The organism is Microbacterium sp. 4-7 (assembly GCF_014332665.1).
Taxonomy (GTDB): Bacteria; Actinomycetota; Actinomycetes; order Actinomycetales; family Microbacteriaceae; genus Microbacterium.
This window is the reverse complement of the sequence record NZ_MCRH01000003.1, coordinates 174345-195286: the sequence shown is the minus strand read 5'-3', so window position 1 is coordinate 195286 and position 20942 is coordinate 174345. Positions and strand designations below refer to the sequence as shown.

Sequence of the window (20942 nt, the reverse complement as noted above, 5' to 3'; positions counted from 1 at the left end):
CGCGCCCGTTCAGCGCGGACCGACGGCGTAGCGGCGCACGCGCAGGGACGGGTTCGCTGCCCGCACGCGATCGATCGTGCTCCGCTCGACTGTCGCGACCGCGATGCCCTCGGTCGTTCCCACCCCGGCGAGCACGACGCCCTGCGGATCGACGATCTGCGAGTGCCCGACGCCGATCGGGGTCGGGTGGTCGGCGGCGATCACGTACGCGGTGTTCTCGATGGCGCGTGCCGCCAGCAGCGTGGTCCAGTGGTGCTCCTTGAGCGGACCGCGGACCCACTCGGCCGGCACCACCAGGGCGTCGGCGCCGGCATCCATCAGAGTGCGCGACACCTCGGGGAATCGCAGGTCGTAACAGGTCATCAGTCCGAATCGGATGCCCGCGAGCTCGAACGTCGCCGCTCCCCCGACCTCCCCCGCCTCGACCCAGTCGGACTCGGTCTGGCCGAAGGCGTCATACAGGTGCTGCTTGCGATAGGTCGCGAGGATGCCGTCGCCGCGCACCGCGACCACCGTGTTCCTCACATGAGCGGCGTCCGAGGCCTGCTCGGCCAGCCCCGCCACGATCACCACTGCGTAGTCGGAGGCCAGCGCAGTCAGTGTCGACACGAACTCACCATCGAGTGGCTCCGCGTTCTCGGCGAGAGTGGCGTCCATCGGATCCACAAAGTAGCTCGAGTACTCGGGGAACACGACCAGCCTGGCACCGCGTGCGGCGGCCTCCGCCGTCAGCTCCGCGATCCGATCCCGGTTGGCCGCACGGGAGGCGATGGGGGCGAACTGACAGACGGCGACGGGCACAGCGACGGGCACGGCGGGGGTCTCTGGCATGCTCCCATCCTCTCGCACACGCGTCCTCGCGGCCTCGATTCGCGCACTCCTGATTCGCGTGTTAGGCTATTGATCGTGCCGCGGGGTGGAGCAGTTCGGTAGCTCGCCGGGCTCATAACCCGGAGGTCGCAGGTTCAAATCCTGTCCCCGCAACGAGAATGCGACACACGAAAGGCCCCTGATCGGGAGATATTCCGATCAGGGGCCTTTCGCATGTGTACCTCACGCCGGCCTCGCAGCCGAGCGACATCGAGATCGCTCGGCTGCGAAGGATCAGCGGTAGCTGAGTGTGAGCTCAGGACCGGTCGGCTCGACGAACTTGACTCGGACGCTGCCCAGCGCCGCCGCGCCGGCCGCGACGTAGCTCATCACGACGCGGTCCCTGTTCGCGGTTCCGCCGTCCGGCAGGATAAGAACGCGCGCGACCGAGAGCGCGTCCACGAAGTCACCCGCCGAGGCGCCCCCGACCCGGCCCTGTTCCCAGGTGCGGAAGACGCTCGCCGCGGGTGAGCTGTCGCGCTGCACTCCCTCGGAGATGGTGGTGCGCGCCATCTCGTCGAGGAAGGCGAGATTGTCGAGAACCATATCGACGTCGTTGAGGACGGACTCGTCGAAGCGGTCCGGATAGTCGATCTCGATGCGCACCTGCACATCGTCTCCGTCGAACGGCACCGAGCCGTTCATCGCGCCTCCTCCGGTTCCGCCGTCGAGGGTGATCTGTCCGAGATGACGGCTCTCCATCAGCTCACACCCCCAGATTCGCGCTGAGGATCTCTTCGGCAAGGAGGCGCGAGACCTCCTGCGAAGCCGCGGAATCCGACGAGAAGAAGTCCTCGACAGTCGCGTCGAACAGCTGATGCCCTCGGGCATACTCGGCCACGGTGAGGGCCAGGCAGCGCGCCGTCAGCGCGTAGAGGTCGCTCGCCGCGTAATGCGTGCCGTTCGACGAGCGCCCGACGCCGGCGCCGCGGGGAGTCGGGTTCGACGCCGGCGCGCTGCCGAGCGCCGCCGCGGCACTGGCGAGCTCCGTATCGATCCGGCCCATGCTGTTCGACACCACGGTCGCATTGCTCCTGTCCATGCTCATCGTGCCGTCACCGACCGGGTACGGGCCGAGAGCGAACGCGTCCAGATTGTAGGTGGCGTTGTCGGAGCGGATGATGCTCGCGGCTTCGGTCATCGCGTCGTTGAGCTCGTTCTCCTGCTTCTCGAGCGCCTTATCGAGATTGCCGAGCGCCTCGTCGAGAGACGACAGGATGTCGGAATAGGTGTTGCCCTCGATGACGACGTTGCGGGCGATCCCCTGCACGGCGCTGCTGGCCGCGCCGGCGATTCCCGAGAGCACGGCTGCTGCGGCCACCGTGCCCGTGCCGGCCGTCACGATCGCGGATACGACGCCCGCCACCGCTCCGACGACGGTCAGCACGAGCGTCCCGTTGGCCGCAGCGGCGTTCCCCGCCTTCTGGTCCCAGGCGGCGCGAGCGCTGTCGCAGATCGACACGACGTCCTGTCGCGCGGCGGGCCACATGGCGGCCTGAGCGCTGTAGTTGAGCTGGAGGATCACGCATGCGTCCCCCAGGCCGTGGGTGACGGACTGGAACTGGATGTAGTACTTGTCGATGAACGCGGGCTTGAAGCTGCCCTCGATCTTGTTCGCCATCATCTCGTGCACCGAGTCGTTGGCTGTGCCGATCGCACCGGTGTTCTGCACCGACGCACCCGCGCCCGAGGTGCCGAGGATCGCGGCTGCCGCCGAGGTCGCACTCGCCGGTGCCTCGCAGGCGTCGCCGCCGTCCGGCAGATCAAGCCACTTCGACACGCGGGCATCGATCGCGGCCCGGATGTCGTCGAAAGCCGGTGCGACCGAGTGGTTCACGCCGTTGCCGTCGCCCCCGCCCTCGCCTGCGGCATTCGGCCGGTTGTAGAAGTTGAGCATGAAGCCCCACTTCGCGTAGATCTGGTCATTTCCCCAGTTCGGGTGAAAGCCCTGGTCCGCCATGAAACAGTCGATCGCGGCGCGCTTCATCTTGCCGATGATGTCCGGCAACTCCGAATAGTCAGGCATATCTCGATCCCCTCCAGTCTCGATTTCCGTGAAGTGCCGCCCGGACATCTCTCGACGCGTCGGGGCGGCTCCACCGAGAGACTAATCGATTCCCGGACTCCTTCGCTCGCGACCGGACGACACCCGCATCGCCCTCGGATCCACTCGTTAGACTGTCCCACCGAACGGCGCGACCGTCGACGGCGGCGCGGTCGGTGGAAACAATGACCCGGAGGTCCATGATGACGCAGACTCCCGACAGCGCCGCGGGGAACCGTCCCGCGCTCGCATCAGGCTCATCGCGGCGCGCGATCGTCAGCCTCTGGATCGGCGCCGTGGCTCTGCTGATCTCCGTCGCATTGATCGTGCTCCTCGTGCCCGTACCGGCCCTGCTCCCGGTCGCAGCAGCCGCCGCGCTGCTGGCGATCGTCGCTCTCCTGCTGGCCGGTCGAGCGAGACGCTCCGCGGTCGCTCGCACGGGAACGGCGGCCGTCGTCGTCGCAGCGGTCGCCCTCATCGTCGATCTCATTCTCGTCGTCGTGATGGCAGTCGGCGTCCTCGCCGGCAACGGCCTCAACCACGTCGAGGTGCGTGCCACGGGCGGACCCACATTCACGGTCTCCTTCGCCGATGACACACAGGCGTACGACGAGGAGTGGGCCTCCAGCGGCTGGAAGCAGTACACGACGACCCGCGATTCGGCGGAGATCGTCGTCACCGCCCCGGACGACGACACGGACGCGACCGTGAGCTGTCAGATTCTGTGGAACGACGAGCTGGTCGTCGAGCAGAGCGGCACGGGCTCCGTGACCTGCCGCTACGACGCGGACTGACCGACCGGACTGATCGGCCCGGGCGGATCGAGGCGGCGTCAGCGGACTGCTCGTCGCCCCCGGCGCCTGCCTCCGCGAGCGTCGGCAGAAACGGACGATGCCGCCCCTCGCGAACGAGGGACGGCATCGTGTGCAGACGGGGCCGGGGCTGTTACTCCCCCGAGGCGGCTTCCAGTCCGAGCAGCGTGTTCACGGCATCCGTGAGGCGCTTGTCGGCCTCGGCGAACTTGGTCAGGTCGCCTGCCTTCAATGCGGCCTCTCGGTCGGTCAGCGCCTGCTGCGCGGCTGCAAGAGCCTCGGCCTCGGCGTCGGTCGGCACCGTCGGCTCGGTTGGGACCTCACCGGTGTCCGGGTCGGGCTCGGTCGGCTCGACCTCATCGTCTCCACCGGTCGCACCGGCATCTCCGCCGAAGAGGGTGTCGAGCGCGGCGGTCAGCGTGTCTTCGAACGCGACCTTGTCGCCGAAGGCCACGAGGACCTTCTGCAGACGCGGCAGCTTGGTGCCCTCCGAGGACTGCACGTACACCGGCTGCACGTAGAGCAGACCGCCGCCCACGGGCAGAGTGAGGAGGTTTCCGTACAGCACCTCGGACTCGCCCTGCTGCAGCAGGTTGAGCTGCGGCACCACGGCCGTGTCCGAGTTGTAGGTGTTCTGCACCTGGCCGGGGCCTGGGACGGTCGTATCGGTGTCGATCTCGAGCATCCGAAGCTGGCCGTAGCCCTCCGCCTTCACGCCGGCCTCCGATCCGGCATCCGAGTCGACCGCGAGATAGCCCATCAGCACGTCGCGGTTGCTGCCGCCCTGCGCCGAAGGAATGAACGTCGAGAACATCGAGAAGCGCGGGGAATCCTGACCCGGCATCTGCATCGTCAGGTAGTACGGCGGCTGCAGGACCTGCTCGCTGCGCGGGTCGTTCGGCGTCTGCCAGCGGTTGTCCTGCTGCGCGAAGGAGCCGGCGGTGTCGATGTGGTAGGTGCCGAGGATGTCGCGCTGCACCTTGAACAGGTCTGTCGGGTAGCGGACGTGGCTCATCAGATCGGCCGACATGTCGCTCACCGGCTTGAGCGTCGACGGGTAGATGTTCTGCCAGGTCTGCAGCACGGGATCCTGGTCGTCCCAAGCGTACAGGGTGACCGAACCGTCGTAGGCGTCGACCGTGGCCTTGACCGAGTTGCGGATGTAGTTGATCTCGTCGATCGCGAGCGTCGGCGACGGGAGGTTCGAGTCGGCGATCGCATCCGACAGGCTCACGTTCGTCGAGTAGGGGTAGGTCGAGCTCGTGGTGTATCCGTCGACGATCCAGACGATCCTGCCGTCCACGACGCTCGGGTACGGGTCGCTGTCGAGCTCGAGGTACGGCGCGACCTTCTGCACGCGCGTCTTGGGATCGCGGTCGTACAGGATCTGCGAGTCGTCGTTCACGAGGTTCGAGAACAGGATCTGCTCCGACTGGAACTTCAGCGCGTACAGCAGCTTCGTGAAGCTGCTCCCGATCTTCGGTCCGCCGTCGCCCTCGAACGTCGTCTTGGTCTCGCTGGCGCCGTCCTTGCCTCGCGGATAGTCGATCTCGACAGGATCGGTTCCGTCGGGAGAGCCGACGATCGAGTACTCCGGCGAGTTCTCGCCGAAGTACACGCGCGGCTCGAACTCCTCCTGCTGGGTGAGGAAGCCGTCGGACGGGATGCCACGCTCGAGGAAGACCGGCTCGCCGTCGGGCGTGCGCTGGTTGCCCGCTGCGACGACCAAGCCGTAGCCGTGCGTGTAGACAGCGGCGCGGTTGTTCCAGTTCGTGACGTCGACGCCGTTCATGTCGAGGTCGCGGACGGAGACGACCGTGTCCTGCATCTCACCGCCGATCTCGTAGCGGTCGACGTCGAGCTTCTCCTGGAACTGGTAGTAGCCGCGGTACTGCTCGAGCTGTCGCACGGCGGGGCTGATCACGTTGGGGTCGACGATGCGGATCGATGCGGTGGTCTCGGCGTCCTCACGCAGCTGGCCGGCCTCGGCATCGGTCTCGGCTTCGAACGGGGTGGTCTCGAGGTCGGCGACCCCGTACGCCTCCTTGGTGCCGTCGATGTTCCGCTGGTAGAACTCGGCCTGGTAGGCGTTCTGGTTCGGGCGGACCTGGAACGTGGTGACGGCCCACGGGAATCCGACGCCGACGACGAGCGAGGCGACGATGAGCAGCGCGGTCGCGGCGAGAGGGAACCGCCACCGGCCGATGACGGCCGTGACGAAGAAGAGGATGGCGACGAGCGCGGCGATGATCGCGAGGATCGCGAGGCCGGGGATCGTGGCGTTGACGCCCGTGTAGGCCGGGCCGACGATGCGGTCGTCCTGTGCGACGAGGGTCTTGTAGCGGTCGAGCCACAGGCTCGCCGCCTGAACCAGAAGGTACAGCCCCGCGATCACAGCGAGCTGGATGCGTGCGGGCTTCGAGATGCGCAGCTCGCCCTGACCGATGCGGACCGACCCGTAGAGGTACGACACCAGCGCGGTGACGATGAGGGTGAGCAGCAGGACCGCAGACACGAAAGCCAGCAGAATCGAGTAGAACGGCATCGCGAACATGTAGAAGCCGGTGTCGACGCCGAACTGCGGGTCGGTGGCGTCGGTCGCGACGCCGTTGGCCCAGAGCCAGACGGTCTTCCACTGGCTGGCCGCCGAGAAGCCGGCGAAGAGGCCGAAGAAGATCGGCATGCCCCACATCGCGAGGCGGCGGAGCGGCTCGATGACCTCCTGGTACCTGTCGAGCTGCGAGCTGAGCCGCACGTAGACGGGGCGCAGTCGGTACGCGAGCTGGATGGCGACGAACAGCGGCACGGCCATGCCGAGGAATCCGACGACGAACATCACCGCCGTGGCGAACCATTGGGTGGTGAGCACTCCCGCGAAGCCCACCTGGTCGAACCAGAGGAATTCGGTGTAGAGCGACGCGAAGACGAAGAAGGCGGCGATCAGCGCGGCGATGATCGCCAGCGAGATACCGAAGATTCTTCGCGAGGTTCGGGGAGTGGCCGGGTTCGGTGCAGAAGTCGAGGTCACCCTCCCATCCTAGGCACGCCTTACTGTGCTGCGGCTGTCATACCTGTCACGGGGAGGTCACGACGTCGCAGGTCGGGAGCGATCCCACGTCGCCGCCGTTCGCGATCACCTCGAGCGCGTCGAGCGATTCCTCCAGCGTCGAGGTGCTGATCACGGTCAGTCCGTCCGGCACGTGGCCGGTGACCTCGTCGCAGTTCGTCGACGGAGCGAGGAAGTACTCCGCCCCCGCATCACGGGCACCGTAGAGCTTCTGACGGATGCCGCCGATCGGCCCGACCGTCCCATCGGCCTCGATCGTGCCGGTGCCGGCGACGTTCTCGCCGCCGTTCAACTCCCCTTCGGTGAGGGTGTCGATGATGCCGAGCGCGAACATCATCCCGGCGCTGGGTCCACCGACATTGTCGAGCTGGAGCGTCACATCGATCTCGAAATCGTAGTCCGTGCGCAACGTGACACCGATCAGCCACGTCGTCACGTCACCGTCGGTCTGCTCGACGGGCGTCACCTCGACCACCTGTTCCTCGCCGGAGCGCTGCACGGTGAGCGAGACCGGCGCGCCCTCCCCATCCTGGATCGCCTGACGCAGCTGCTTCGCGGAGGTCACCGCGGCGCCGTCCACGGCGGTGATGACGTCCTCCGCCTCGAGCGCTCCCTCGGCCGGTGCATCCTCGACGACCTCCTGGACGACGACCTCGGCTCCGGTGTCGTAGCCCAGCTCGTTGAGCGCTGCCGCGGTCGCCTCGTGCTGCGAGTCCACCATGAGTGTCGCGTTGCGTTCGTCGCGCTGCTCCGTCGTGACCCCCTCGGGGAACACGGAGTCGAGAGGCACCACCGCTCGTGAGGAGTCCATCCACGCGAGAGCGAGCTCGAACCAGCTCGGGGTGCGCTCACGGTTTCCGACGACCTGCACGGTCGTGAGGTCGAGAGTCCCTCCGGTCTCGAACGTCTCGGCGCCGTCGACCTGGATGAGCGGAACCTGCTCGCCGTCGGCTCCTGCCGCGGTGCCGAGGGTGTCGTAGACCGGGCCCGGGCGCTGGATCACGTAAGGCGTCGGGAGGAAGGTCAGCACGACGAGCGCGATCAACGCGACGACCAGCGCCCAGACTCCCAGTCCGAGCTTGACAGACCGGGTTCGATCCACAGGGTTCCTCCGTCGTTCGCGGGCGGCGTACAGCGATCTGCCCGCTTCGGGGTCTCGCGGCCGATCCTGTGACTAGCGTAGATGCCACGGCTTTAGGCGTGCTGAGAGGCGAGCGACATGTCAGACAACGACCCCACCCCCGAGGACTTCCAAGAGTTCCTCCGACGCATGATGTCCGGCCAGGGTGCCGGAGACATCGACCCCGAGGCGCTGCAGAACGCCTTCGCGGGCATGGATGGGATCCAGATCGACCCGGCGATGATGCAGACGATCATGTCGCAGCTGCAGGGTGCGTTCGGCGGCGATCCCTGGGAGAACGCGCTGCGGCAGGCGCTGCACATCGCCAACCGCGACGGTCTCGGCATCACCGACGGCTCGCGGACCTCGCTCGTCGACTCCTTCGCCCTCGCGGACCTCTGGCTCGGCGAGGCGACCACGATCTCCGAACTCGGCGAGTCGCCGAAGGCCATGACGCGCGGCGAATGGGTCGAAGCGACCCTGCCCGTGTGGAAGGAGATCGCCGGCCCCGTGTCGACGAGCATCGCCGATGCGCTCACCAGCGCGCTCGACACGCAGGTGCCCGAAGAGATGCGCGACGTCGTGCAGGGCGCGGGCAAGCTCATGCGCGGTCTCGGCGGCTCGGTCTTCGCGGCGCAGTTCGGCCAGGTCCTCGGCAACCTCGCACTCGAAGTGGTGTCGGGCGGAGACGTCGGCATCCCGGTGCTTCCGGCCGGCACTGCCGCTGTCATCCCCCAGAACTTGACAGCATTCGGCGAGGGTCTCGAGATCCCCGAAGACCAGATCACCCTCTATCTCGCGACCCGCGAACTCGCATACGCCCGGCTGTATCGCCACTCGAAGTGGCTGCACCTGCACGTCATGGCGCAGATCACCGATTTCGCCCGCGGGGTCACGGTCGACGTGGATGCACTCGAGGACGTCGCAAGCCGTCTCGACCCGTCCAACCCCGAAGAGCTCCGCGCGGCCATCGAAGGCGGTGCGCTGCTTCCCACGCAGACCGACGCGCAGCGCGAGGCACTGGCCCGACTCGAGAACCTCGTCGCGACGATCGACGGCTGGGTCGACGTCGTGACCGCGCAGGCCACCTCGCGTCTTCCCGACGGTGCCCGCATCGCCGAAGCCGCTCGCCGCCGCCGCGCGGTGGGCGGTCCCGCCGAGGACGCACTCGGCGCTCTCGTCGGACTCAAGCTGCGGCCCCGTCGTCTGCGCGAGGCGTCGGCCATGTGGCAGGCGGTGACAGACGCCGTGGGCATCGCCGGGCGCGACTCCCTGTGGGACTACCCCGACCTCATGCCGACGTCGGACGACATCGACGACCCGTCGGCGCTCGTGGCGCGACTGCAGGCGAGCGCGCGGGGAGAGCAGCCGGTCGCCGATGAGTTCGACGAGGCGCTGGCACGTCTGCTGGATGGCGACGACTTCTCGGGAGAGCAGCCGGAGACGCCCGAAGGCGAGCAGGACACCGACGGTGACGACGGCCCAGGGGGCGACCGACCCGTGTGACCGACGGGGTGGCAGAGGCGCGAGGACTTTTCCACGGATGCCCGCGACTCCCCCACCGGGAGCTCGGCTTTGCGCAGAATCGAGGGATGTCTCCTCTGACACCCAAGACCATCACTCGCCTGGATCCCGCGGTTCCGCTGCTCTGGCGCGACGGTGAGACCCTGCAGATCGGCATCGAGGGGACACTGCGCATCGCCGCCTCGGAGCCGTGGGTCGAGCGTCTGATCGCTCGGATGGCCGCCGGATTCCGGCGCGGGGGCTTCGATGTCGTGGCACATGCCGCCGGCGCCCCGCGCGCAGAGGCGCGGATGCTCCTGTCGCGGCTCGAGCCGCTGCTCGTCGACGATTCTCCCGCTCCCCCGGCTGCGTGGGTGGAGAGCATCGACGTCGCCGACGCGCGATGCGAGTTCCGCATGCGCGAGGCGCTCCTCGACGAGGGCATCGCCGTCGGCGAGCGGGAGAATCCCCGCGACATCGGCATCGTGCTGGTCGAAGGTGCGGCGGCCGCGCTGCACTTCGCACGCTACCTTCGCGACGACACCTCGCACCTGCCGGTCGCGCTCGAGCGAGGACGGATCACGGTCGGACCCCTGGTGGTGCCCGGCGAATCGGCCTGCCTGACCTGCCGCGACGAGCATGAACGCGAGCGCGACGATGCCTGGCCCCGCATGCACGCCCAACTCATCGGGCGCGGCGCGGGTCCGATCAGTGCCGCGCGGATCACGGAGGCGGCGACGCTCGTCGCGCGGCTGCTCGCAGTGAGCGCGGCCCCGGGCTCGTTCGTGGAGGTCAGCGGCGAGGGGCGCCGCGACTGGCGCTCGGTGACGTTTCACGAAGAATGCCGGTGCCGCGAGCAGTCGTTCCCATCTCTGCCAGGAACCGCGACGGGGCGCGTTCCCCGCGTCCCGCTGAGCGCGACCACGACAGCGAGAGAGTACGCGCGGCCCGCGTGACGCCGACGTAAGCGAGTCGGCGCTCTTCGTCGATCGCCTCGAAGCCGGTGGCGTAGGAGATCGGGAGTGCACCCTCCGCCCACCCCGCGAGGTAGACATGCGGCCATTCGAGACCCTTGGCGGCGTGCAACGTCGACAGAGTCACGGTGCGCATGGTGGGCTCGTGCTGGTCCTTCGCGCGCGCCATGAGCGCGTCGCTGAAGGTGCGCAGGGTCTCATCGGGTCCGGCGTCTTCGGCGAGACGCAGAATCGCCCGCCGAGCCTCCCAGCCGTCGCGCTGAGCTCCCCCGGCCGCCGGTGGCTCGTCGGAGAGACCGAGCTCGCGGAGGACCCTCTGGACCCCGGGCAGGAAACCGTGCTCGGTCGGCGCGACCGCGGCGGCCCGCAGGGCCAGGATCGCCTGTCGCACCTCGGGCATCGCGAAGAACCGGGTTCCACCCAGCACCGATGTCGCGATGCCTTCGGCGGCGAGCGCCTGCTGCAGCACCGCGGACTGCGCATGAGCCCGGTAGAGCACGGCGATCTCTGAGGGCGACGCCCCTGACTCGATCCGCGCCGCCACGGCGGCGGCGATCCCCTCTGCCTCGTCGCGCTCGGAGTCGTACGCCGTGACCGTGGGCGAATCCGCGTTGAACGTCTCTCTCGCCGGGACGAGTTCGAGGGCGCCCGGCCGCCCCTTCATCAGGGCGTTCGCCGCTTCGAGGATCGGGGCCTGCGAACGGTAGTTGGTCTCGAGTCGCACGACCGTGGCATCGGGATGCCGCCGCTCGAACTCGAGGAGGAATCGCTGTTCGGCGCCGGCGAACGAGTAGATGGTCTGACTCGCGTCACCGACGACGCAGATGTCCTTGCGATCGCCCAGCCAGAGTTCGAGCAGGCGGTTCTGGAGCGGAGAGACGTCCTGGTACTCGTCGACCGTGAAATGCCGATACTGCTCGTGCACGGACGCTGCGACGCGAGGTTCGGCCTCGAGCATCCCGGCGCAGGCCAGCAGCACGTCCTCGAAATCGAGTTGGCGCCGCTCGTCCTTCAACGCCTCATAGCGCTGTTGCAGTTCGACGAACTGAGCGGAGTCGACGCCGCTCAACGTGCGGCCGAGCGACGCGTGCTGTTCGATCGACAACATCGACACCTTGCGCCACTCGATCTCCGAGGCGAGGTCGCGAAGCGTCGCGGTGCTCGGCCGCAGTCGCATCGCGTCGGCAGCCTGGCCGAGCAGCCTCACCTTGTTGTCGATGATCGACGGAGCGGGTGATCCGGCCAGTGTGGGCCAGAAGAAGTTCAGCTGGGCGAGGGCGGCGGCGTGGAATGTCCGCGCGGCCACGCCCTCGACGCCGAGCGCGCGCAGACGACCCCTGAGCTCGCCCGCCGCTTTGGCCGTGAAGGTCACCGCCATGACGCGCGACGGCGAGTATGCACCGGTGTCGACGCCATGGGCGATCCGGTGGGTGATCACTCGGGTCTTCCCGGTTCCCGCACCTGCGAGCACGGCGACGGGACCGCGCAGCACGGATGCCGCCTCCCGCTGTCGATCGTCGAGGGCTTCGAGCGCGCTCACGCGCGCTCCTCGAACCAGTCGAGGATCAGTGCGCGGGCGATGGACGCGGGTCCGGGGAGGCCGACGGGTCCGTCACCGGCGAGAGCGGACCCGATCTCGTCACGGGTGAACCAGCGGACGTCGATGATCTCCTCCCCGTCGGGCCGCAGCTCGTGCTCATCCAGAGCGACGGCACGGAAGCCGAGCATGAGCGAGCGAGGGAAGGGCCACGGCTGAGACGAGACGTAACGCAGCGAGGCCAGCCGGACGCCGGATTCCTCCTCGAGCTCACGATGCACGGTCGACTCCAACGACTCGCCCGCCTCGGTGAATCCGGCGAAGCATGAGTACATCCGGCCGCCCCAGTTGGCGTTCGCCCCGAGCAGGAGCCGTTCGCCGTCAGAGCTCTCCACCGCGACGATGACAGCTGGGTCCGTCCGAGGGAAGTGCTCGCGACCGCAGACGAGGCAGCGGCGCGACCATCCGGCCTGGCGCAGCTCCGTCCCTCCGCCGCATCGGGGGCAGAACGGTGCGTCCCGCAGCCAGCCTCCCAGCGCGAGCGCCTCGATGAGCAGCTCCGTGTCACCCGAGCCGAGACGCGCGCCGAGGTCGCGGAGTCCCAGCCACACCTCGTCGGGTGCGGTGTCGACGGTGTCGCCCTCGGGCTGCAGAACGGCGAGAAGCACGGCGGTACCGTCACCTTCGCGCCCGAGGAGCGCCCAGGTCGCATCGACGATCTCGGCGGCGGGAACCCGCAGCAGCGTGGCCGATTCGAGGTCGGCGCCCGAAATGCGCACGCGGCCGTCTCGTACGGCGATGACCCGCGTCGCCTCGTCGGCGCGCAGACGATCGAGGACTCCGGGTTCGACCCGCAGATCCGCTGCGCGATCGAGGGATGTGCTGCTGCCGGCGATCATCGTCTCCCTCTCTCACGGGCGTGGCGGAAGCTGGACCACCCCCACGTCCACCTACCCTGGAGGCATGGGACGCTCTCCATTCACTCTAGCCGCGGCGGTGACTGCCGCACTGCCCGGCGCCGAGGTGATCGGGGCCCGCACGCTCAGCGCCGACGGTGACGGACGCTTCGACTCCGCGATCGCCACTCTCGCAGACGGGCGCGAGCTCGCGATCCGTGTCGCCGATGACGACGAGACCTCACGCGAGCTGGCCGCCGAGGCCCTCGCGCTGCGGGCTCTGACGGCCGGTGCGCGGGCGATGCTCCCCTTCCGAGCCCCCGAATACATCGGCGAGACGCGACTCGCAGACGCCCGCGCGCTCGTGACGGAGCTGCTGCCCGGATTCCAGATCGAGGCGGCGATGGTGCCGGCCGGCCGTGGCGCCGCCGAATCGATGGGTGCGGCGATCGCGGCAGTGCACTCCCTGCCCACCTCCGTCGTGAGAGGCGCCGGATTGACGACGCGGTCTGCGCAGGAGAGCCGCGACGAACTCGCTCGACTGATCGACTCCGCGGCATCGACCGGGCGCGTCCCCGCGCGGCTCACCGTGCGATGGCGCGACGCCGTCGCCGATGACGATCTCTGGCGGTTCGAATCGACGGTCGTGCTGGGCGGCGTGCAGTCGACCTCCTTCATCTTCCGGGACGACCCGGATCTCGGTCCCGAGGTCACCGGACTCATCGGCTGGCATTCGCTCTCCGTCGGAGATCCGGCGATCGATCTGTCGTGGCTGTCCACCGCCCCTGATGCGGCGCACGACGTCCATGCCGCGTACGCTCGGGCCGCCGACCGCGGGCCGGACGGCGCTCTCGAGGTGCGCGCACGCCTGCTCGCCGAGCTCGAATTCGCCCGATGGCTCGTCCACGGCGACTCCTTGCACCGACCCGACATCGTCGACGACGCCGCCGCCCTTCTCGAGGCACTCGCCGAAGGATTGCACAGCGACGATCTCGGCGTGATCGCGTCGCGCAACGAGGGCGTCGAGTCCGCCCTGGACGCGCTCGACAGAGTGCCGGCACGCGCCTCGGCGGGGGCCGACACGTCGATGCAGACCGACGCGTACAACCCGAACGAGCTGTGGCGCGACGACGACGCCGACGGTCCTGATGGCGATGCCGACGATCAGGCGACGAGCGATCTCAGCGACGCCGCCGCGGACGCCGCTCGTCGTCTCGAGGTCGGCGGTCTCGAGACGGAAGATCTTTCAGGCGTGCGCAGGCACACCGCGCAGGAGCCCACCGCGGAGCGACGCCCGGTCGATGACCCGGCGCGGACTGAACGAGCGGACGGCTCAGACGAGGGATCGCCGGAGGACGAGGCTCAGCGGGCTGCCCGAGCAGCGCTCCAGCGCTGGAAGAGCTCCGACTCGGAGTAGACGCGGTCACCGCGGATGACGAGGTCGTCCGCGACGTAGTACAGCGCCACGTCGATCTCCTCCAGGGGCACTCCGAAACGACGGTGGTAGGCGAGACGGTAGAGCGCGAGCTGCAGCATCCGCTCCTCCCGTTCCCGAGGTGTGCGTGGGGCCTTGCCCGTCTTCCAGTCGACGATCTCGATGCGCCCGCCGCGATCTTCGCGTCGATAGACCGCGTCGAGTTTGCAGATGACGATATGGCGTTCGTCACCCGGCACAGCGCCACCCAGCGCGAAGTCGATCTCGATCTCGACCGCGATGGGCTTGAGCGCTCCCCACTCGCTGGCCTCGAAGATCGACTGCAGGGTCTCGAGGTCGGCGGCGTCGGCGGACGAGACCTCCGCTCCGCCGACGGTCTCGACGAACGAGAGATCATCCTCGTCGACCTCCCACAGCGCCTCGTCGACGCGCTGACCGACGCCGACGAGTTCGCTCCGCCGCTCGACCCATGCGTGGAACAGCGTGCCCAGCCGGGTCTGCCGATACGGCCGCTCAGGCATCGGACGGACGATGGAAGACACGGTGCCGGTGAAATCGGTGACGTAGTCCTTGAAGCGGGAGGCCGGCACCCGGGTGGGCGGTGATGCGTCGGTGCCACGCAATCGGGCGGCGCGCTCGGCGAGCAGACGCGCCAGTTCGGGAGCGGCCTCCGGCTCCCCGTCGGCTGCCGCGCGCACGGCGGCGGCGGCTGCCTCGACGACTCCACGCCGAGCGCCGAGCGGGTCGAGAGGCCAGGTGAGCGTTGCGCCGGGGCCGTCGTAGGGGTTCTCGTCCGGATCCACGGGCTCGATCGGAGCGATTCCGAGAATCTCCATCGCCTCGGTCAGATAGGGGCTCGGCTTCTTCGGCTGCTTCTGCCCCGCCCAGTGGGCCCCGGTCAGAAGCAGATGACTGCGCGCCCTGGTGACGGCGACGTAGGCGAGTCGGCGCTCCTCCTCCTGCTGATACTCGCGGTAGGCGTCCTTGAAGACCGTGATCGCGCCCGGCGCTGTCTTGCTCCTGCTGGTCAGCGATGCGATACCTGCCTTCAGCCGCTTCGCCGCATCGAGTTCTTCGTCCGAAGGCGCGATCCAACTGAAGGTCGGCAGGGCCGCGCTGTCGCCTCGCAGAGCGAACGGCAGCACTCCGAAGCCGAACCATCCTGAGGTGTCCGTCGGGCGCGACGGCAGTTCGCCCTCGACCATACGGACGACGGCGACCGCATCCCACTCCAGCCCCTTGGATCCGTGGATCGTCAGAAGCTGGACGACCCCGGGTTCGGGCGGCTCGGGCCGCGGCACCAGCTCGTCTGTGCTCTCGGCCTTCTCCAACCAGGCGAGGAGACTCGAGATGGTCCCCCGTTCGTCTGCGGCGAGGAACGACCGAACCTCGTCAGTGAACGCGCGCAGCTGCGTCGCCGCGATACGCGCCGGCCCTCTGGTCTCGTTCGCTGCGAGCTCGATGTCCAAACGCAGCTCGAGCTCGATCAGCCTCAGCAGATCGGGAAGCGGAAGCGACGACGCCCGTCGGAGGCGTTCGAGCATCTCGCCCGCGGCACGGATGCGAGAACGCCCGTCCGGCGTGATCCCGGCGAGAAGGCGGTAGTCGTCGCTGAGACCGCGGAGCACGTCGACGGCGTCGATGATCGACAGCGCCTCGTCCGCCCCCCGTGACGCGCGGATGCGTTTGCGGAGCTCGTCGTCCAGCGGCAGCAGCCCGCTGTCCCGACGGGAGAGCTCAGCCGCGAGCTGCTGCAACGCCGCCATGTCGGCGACACCGACGGAGAATCGAGGACCGACGAGGAGCCTGATCAACGCAGAGCCCGCCGTCGGATCGTGCAGCACGCGCAGCGTCGACACGACATCGACGACCTCGGGGGTCGCCAGGAGTCCCCCGAGCCCCAGGATGCGGTGCGGAATCCCTTCTGCGGCAAGGGCCGCCGCGAACGTCTGCATGTGCCGCTTCGACCGGAACAGCACCGCTCCGGTATGCGGCTTCGCGAGGTCGTCGTGCTCCGCGCGACGCGCCGCGAACCATTCGGCGACCGCGCGAGCCTCGTCATCGACGGTGAGCGGGAAGCTCATCTCGACCGCCCCGGGGCCGGCGCCGGGACGAGACTCGAGCGGTGGCACATCCAATCCGGGTCTGCGCAGCGGACCGAGGATGCGGTTGGCGACACCGAGGATGCTCCGGTCGTTGCGCCAGCTCGTCATCAGACTGTAGTTGCCGACGCTCTCGTGCTCGGAGAAGGTGCGCGCGAAGGCGTGCAGATTGTCCGCGCTGGCGCCTCGCCATCCGTAGATCGACTGGTGCGGATCCCCGACCGCCATCACCGCGGTGTCGCGGAAGAGTCGGGCGAGGAACTGCGTCTGGATCACCGAGGTGTCCTGGTACTCGTCCAGCAGCACCACCTGATGCTGCTGCCGCAGGTCCTCGCGCACGTCGGGAGACGACTCCACGATGTCGTAGGCGCCGCTGACCTGGTCGGCGAAGTCCAGCACTCCGCGGCGCTCCTTCTCGGCGATGTAATCGCGCACCAGGACGGACAGAGCGGGAAGAGCGCGCAGGTTCGCAGCCGCGGTCGCGACCTCCGCGTTGCTGAGGTACGGCTCGAACGCCTCTGCCTGGCGCAGCGCGATGCGATCGGCGCGGTCGAGATCGACCCGGTGATCGAGCGAGTCGCCGGCCAATCTCTGAACCGCGTCGACCACCCCCGCCACCGACCGGTCGATCTCCTCCAGCTCGGGCAGGTCGGCGCGCAGCACCACGTCGCGCACGAGCATCCAGGATGCGGCCTGGCTGAGCATGGCGACGTCGGAGTCGCGCCCGATGCGCGCCGCGTGCTCGCGCACGATGCCATCCGCGAACGCGTTGTAGGTCGAGACCTTCGGACGGATCAACAGATCCTCGGCCGAACGGGGGGTCGAGACCGCCCCGGTGCCGAAACGTGCGACGAGCTCGTCGAGCACCTGCGATCGGACGACCTCGCGCTGTCTGGCGTTCGCGGCTCTCGACACCCGATCGAGGGCACCGCTCGCCACGATCTCGGGCAGGTGCGGCAGCAGTCCTCGTCTCCCGTATTCGTCGATGAGCGCCAGACGGACGCCGATGCGCTCCGCGAGCTCACCCGCGGCCTTGCGCGTGAAGGTCAGGCCGAGGATCTGATCGCGTCGTACATGCCCGTTCGCGACCAGCCAGACGACGCGGCCGGCCATCGTCTCGGTCTTTCCGCTGCCCGCGCCCGCGACCACCAGGGCCGGTGCCGGTGGCGACTCGATCACCCGCTGCTGGGCCTCCGTCGGTGCGGGGAGACCGAGCGCGGCGGCGACGTCCAGAGCAGAGATCCCGTTCCCCGCTCCCGTCCACGCCGTCACGCGCTCACCGCGGCGACGGTGTGGATGCGGCACGGCTGGACTCGCCATTGCGTATCCGCGCAGTGAGCCTCGACATGGGCCGTGAAGCTCGCCGCCGACATCCCTCGGGCGGCTTCCGCGATCCGCCCGAGGAACTGGACACGCTCTTCACCGGCGAGGGTGTGCTGGTGCGCCACGCGGAAATCGCTGCCGGCCAGGGTCTTGGCGACCAGGACCAGGCGCGCGCCGGCGAGGGCCGCAGGATCCGCTCCCGCCACGAGTCCTTCCTGCACCGCCACCTGGTATGCGGCGAGCTGGGCGTGGTCCGCCACCTTCTGCTCGCTCTCCGGCTCGTACTTGCCGGTCTTCAAGTCCACGACCACGACGCGCTCCCCGCTCTGCGCATCGGCCATGCGCGTCCACTTCTGTCCCCGCGCCTTCGCATGCTCTCCACCACCCGCGGTATACGCCTCGACCCGGTCGATGAACCCGTGCACGATCGCATGGTGCGGATGGGGGTCGCCGTCGACGCTCGCCACACGCACGCCCGGCGCGATGCCCTCCTGCTCGGGCACCTCGACCGCGAACCGGAACTCCACCTCGCCGGCGATCACTCGACCGCCTTCGTCCGACACGTCCGACAGGTAGCTGTGCAGTCGATCGATGTACAGATCGGCGCGGCGCCTCTCCTTGCGACCTATCCAGGCCGTCTCGAAATCGAGCTCCGGCCAATGCTCGGCCAGGACGTCACGCAGACGGTCCAGTTCGCCGTCGGGCACCTGCTCCATCGCCTCGTGGATGATCGTGCCGATTCCGGCCGACGGCGGCATCACGGTGTCGCCGCCCAGGGCGGACACCGCCCAGTTCAGCTCGCACTCCTCGAAGGACTCCATCCGCGACGGCGAGACCCGGGCGGCGTCGACGGCGAGGTCGTGCAGCGGTGCATCGGTCGTCGGCGGCGTCACTCCGTACCACTCGTCCGGATCGGCACCCGGCACTCCCTCCCGCGCGAGCACCGCCAGCTGGGCGGAGGCGTGGTCTCGGGCGGCACGGACGCTCGAGGTCGTCAGTACCCGACGATGACGCGCGACGAGACCGCGCAGCGTGAGCGGGTGCTCGGCCGAGGCATGCAGCTCGGGCGGGTCGGGCGGCGGGAGGAAGCCGAAGAACGCACTGGGTGTCATGTCGTCGTCATCGACCGCGGTGATGAGGAGTCTGCTCCGCGAACGAGAGATGGCGCGGACGAACAGCCGCAGCTCATCGTGCAGAGCGGCGCGGCGCCTGTCGAGTGCCTCGGGCGGGTGCTCGGCGGTTCCGGTGCGGGATGCGAGCAGTGCGTCGGCGAGACGCCAGGACTGGAGCATCCCGCCGCGCAGCCGCACATTCGGCCAGATTCCGTCCTGCACTCCGGCCACCACGACCGCGTCGAACTCCGTTCCGAGTGCGGTCGCCGGTGTGAGCAGGGTCACACGGCCCGGCCGGTCGGGACTCGAGAGGGAGTCTTCGGGCACCTCGCTGTCGAGGATGTCGCGCACGAAGACCTCCGGCTTCTCGTTCGGGGTGCGCTCGACGAATCGCTTGGCCGCACCGAACAGGGAGACGAGCGCATCGAGGGCTCGCGCCGTCTCCGCGCCGCTGGTCTGCAACGACATCTCACGCCAGGCGATCTGGAGCTTGCGCCCGTCGACCGCTCTGGCCTGGTCCCAGACCCGCCACAGGAGATCGTGGATCGTCTCGCCGTCGGCAGCCGCGGCGGCCACATCTGCGATCGTCGCGGCGAAGCGCGCGGCCAGGCGCGATTCCTGGGCGTCGATGAGCGTGAAGTGGTCGGGCGATGCCAGCGCCTGGCGCAGCAGTTCCCGTGCGGGCGTCGAGCCCCCCAGGTCGAGCTCGATATGGCGCAGACGAGCGCGAAGGCGTCGGAGCCCGATCGCATCCATGCCTCCGAAGGGCGTGCGGAGCGCCTCCTCCCAGTCCTGGGGAGTCCGCTCCTCGGCCGGCGTGAGGGCCAGGCGCACGATGCCGACGATGTCGCGCACGATCGGCTCGGAGCCGAGAGGACGTTGCACGCCCGCGGCTCTCGTCGGGATCTCCCGCGCGGCGAGCTCTGCGTCGAGCTGCGTGACCTGCCTGGTGTCGTGTGCGATGACCGCGATGCGATCCCACGGGACGTCATCCACGAGATGCCATTCGCGCATGACACCCGCGATGCGGTCGAGCTCTTCATGCGGTGACGGGGCGATGAAGGTGCTCACGTCGCCGGGGGCGCCCGGGCTGTGCGCGGCGACGGGCTCGGGCGCGCGCCTGTGGTCGACGCGACCCGACACGCCGATCGCCTGCGTGACGGTGCGGGTCAGCGCGGTGAGCGCCGGCGCCTGACGATGAGGGACATCGAGCACGTGGACCTCGCCCAGCGCCGTGGCGAGCTGCGCGAACAACTCGGGGCTCGCGCCGCGGAAAGCTCCGGAGGAGATGTCAGGATCGCCGAAGGCGAGCACTGCCGTGCCTCGCGCACGGAGCGCCTCGACCACCGCGATGCCACCGCGCGTCAGCTCCTGCGCGTCGTCGATGAGCACCACCCTGAGGTCGGCGAGAGGGCCGAGGGCACTCGGCTCGGCGGTGCGCAGGATCGTGCACGCCTCGGCGAGCAGGTCTGCCGCGTCGCGGTGGGATGCCCGTGCCAGGTCGAGCACGGCGCGGTATTCGACGAGGAACTCGGCGACGGACGACCAGGCGGGGACATCGGACGTGCGCAGCTCGTCGGGCTGCGCCCCCAGTTCGACGCATTCCGCGAGGAAGGCACGGAGCTCGGAGCGGAACCCCTTGGAGGCGCGTACGGCGGGGCTCAGCGCCTGCGGCCAGTCGATGCGCTCGTCCTCCGCATCGCCGGCGAGGAGCTCGGCGATCAGGCGGTCCTGGTCTGCGCCGGTCAGCAGAGCCGGTGGCTCCGCCCCTTCGCGAACCATCGCTCCGCGCACCACCTGGAATGCGAACGACCCGAGCGATCTGGCCAGCGGCCCGGGAGTGGCCTGACCGATCCTGACCCCGATGCGGTCCCGCAGCGCGGTCGCTGCCTGCCTGCTGGGAGTGAGGACGAGGACCTGCTCCGGACGCATCCGCGCTGTGTCGAGCAGATGGACGACGCGCTCGGTGAGAGTGCGGGTCTTGCCTGTGCCGGGCGCCCCGATGATGACGCCGGATGCCGAGGCGTCTGCACCGATCACGGCGTTCTGCGCGGCATCCTCTGTCATGTCCTCCACGCTACTGCGGCGCGCCGACATCACCGGGCGTCGGCGTCTCGCGACGGTGTGCGCTCAGGGCGAAACCGGCC

At 69.0% G+C, this 20942-nt stretch carries 12 protein-coding genes and 1 tRNA gene; 4 read left to right on the top strand and 9 right to left on the bottom strand.

The features are described 5' to 3' along the window. Positions 1-9: 9 nt before the first annotated feature. On the bottom strand, positions 10-831 hold the full coding sequence (locus BEP68_RS05015; protein ID WP_187249405.1) for a carbon-nitrogen hydrolase family protein: 822 nt from the start codon (positions 829-831) through the stop codon (positions 10-12). 79 nt (positions 832-910) lie between these two features. Here BEP68_RS05015 and BEP68_RS05010 point away from each other — a divergent pair. Then, a tRNA-Met gene (locus tag BEP68_RS05010) sits at positions 911-984 on the top strand. Positions 985-1104: 120 nt separating this feature from the next. On the opposite strand, the gene BEP68_RS05005 is transcribed toward BEP68_RS05010, so the two are convergent. Together BEP68_RS05005 and BEP68_RS05000 are read right to left on the bottom strand one after the other, a co-directional pair. Then, positions 1105-1572, bottom strand: a complete 468-nt coding sequence (locus tag BEP68_RS05005) for a hypothetical protein (RefSeq protein ID WP_053095607.1) — start codon at positions 1570-1572, stop codon at positions 1105-1107. Between the two features lie 4 nt (positions 1573-1576). After that, positions 1577-2896: a hypothetical protein gene (locus tag BEP68_RS05000; RefSeq protein WP_053095606.1), complete on the bottom strand. Its 1320-nt coding sequence runs from the start codon at positions 2894-2896 to the stop codon at positions 1577-1579. Positions 2897-3114: 218 nt separating this feature from the next. Between BEP68_RS05000 and BEP68_RS04995 the strand changes: the two genes are divergently transcribed. Continuing rightward, the gene (locus BEP68_RS04995) at positions 3115-3708 is read left to right on the top strand and encodes a hypothetical protein (RefSeq protein ID WP_187249404.1); all 594 of its coding nucleotides are present in this window, start codon (positions 3115-3117) and stop codon (positions 3706-3708) included. A gap of 151 nt (positions 3709-3859) precedes the next feature. Here BEP68_RS04995 and BEP68_RS04990 read toward each other — a convergent pair whose 3' ends face one another. Together BEP68_RS04990 and BEP68_RS04985 are read right to left on the bottom strand one after the other, a co-directional pair. Beyond that, on the bottom strand, positions 3860-6754 hold the full coding sequence (locus tag BEP68_RS04990; protein WP_053095604.1) for a UPF0182 family protein: 2895 nt from the start codon (positions 6752-6754) through the stop codon (positions 3860-3862). Positions 6755-6800: 46 nt separating this feature from the next. Next, entirely contained in the window at positions 6801-7895 is a 1095-nt protein-coding gene (locus tag BEP68_RS04985) for a PDZ domain-containing protein (protein WP_082586550.1), read from the bottom strand. A gap of 117 nt (positions 7896-8012) precedes the next feature. Between BEP68_RS04985 and BEP68_RS04980 the strand changes: the two genes are divergently transcribed. After that, positions 8013-9419, top strand: coding sequence for a zinc-dependent metalloprotease (locus BEP68_RS04980; RefSeq protein ID WP_187249403.1), 1407 nt, complete (start codon positions 8013-8015; stop codon positions 9417-9419). A 789-nt stretch (positions 9420-10208) separates the two neighbouring features. Here the strand turns inward: BEP68_RS04980 and BEP68_RS04975 are convergent. Together BEP68_RS04975 and nudC are read right to left on the bottom strand one after the other, a co-directional pair. Beyond that, the gene (locus BEP68_RS04975; protein ID WP_053095601.1) at positions 10209-11930 is read right to left on the bottom strand and encodes an ATP-dependent helicase; all 1722 of its coding nucleotides are present in this window, start codon (positions 11928-11930) and stop codon (positions 10209-10211) included. Beyond that, positions 11927-12826, bottom strand: coding sequence for an NAD(+) diphosphatase (gene nudC / locus BEP68_RS04970; RefSeq protein ID WP_056278120.1), 900 nt, complete (start codon positions 12824-12826; stop codon positions 11927-11929). The genes BEP68_RS04975 and nudC overlap by 4 nt, the downstream gene beginning before the upstream one ends. 64 nt (positions 12827-12890) lie before the next feature. Between nudC and BEP68_RS04965 the strand changes: the two genes are divergently transcribed. Next, the gene (locus tag BEP68_RS04965; protein WP_222839156.1) at positions 12891-14240 is read left to right on the top strand and encodes a phosphotransferase; all 1350 of its coding nucleotides are present in this window, start codon (positions 12891-12893) and stop codon (positions 14238-14240) included. On the opposite strand, the gene BEP68_RS04960 is transcribed toward BEP68_RS04965, so the two are convergent. Both BEP68_RS04960 and BEP68_RS04955 read right to left on the bottom strand, forming a co-directional pair. Further along, entirely contained in the window at positions 14186-17680 is a 3495-nt protein-coding gene (locus BEP68_RS04960; protein WP_187249402.1) for an ATP-dependent DNA helicase, read from the bottom strand. The genes BEP68_RS04965 and BEP68_RS04960 overlap by 55 nt on opposite strands. After that, on the bottom strand, positions 17629-20862 hold the full coding sequence (locus BEP68_RS04955) for an ATP-dependent helicase (protein WP_187249401.1): 3234 nt from the start codon (positions 20860-20862) through the stop codon (positions 17629-17631). The genes BEP68_RS04960 and BEP68_RS04955 overlap by 52 nt, the downstream gene beginning before the upstream one ends. Positions 20863-20942 lie beyond the last annotated feature (80 nt).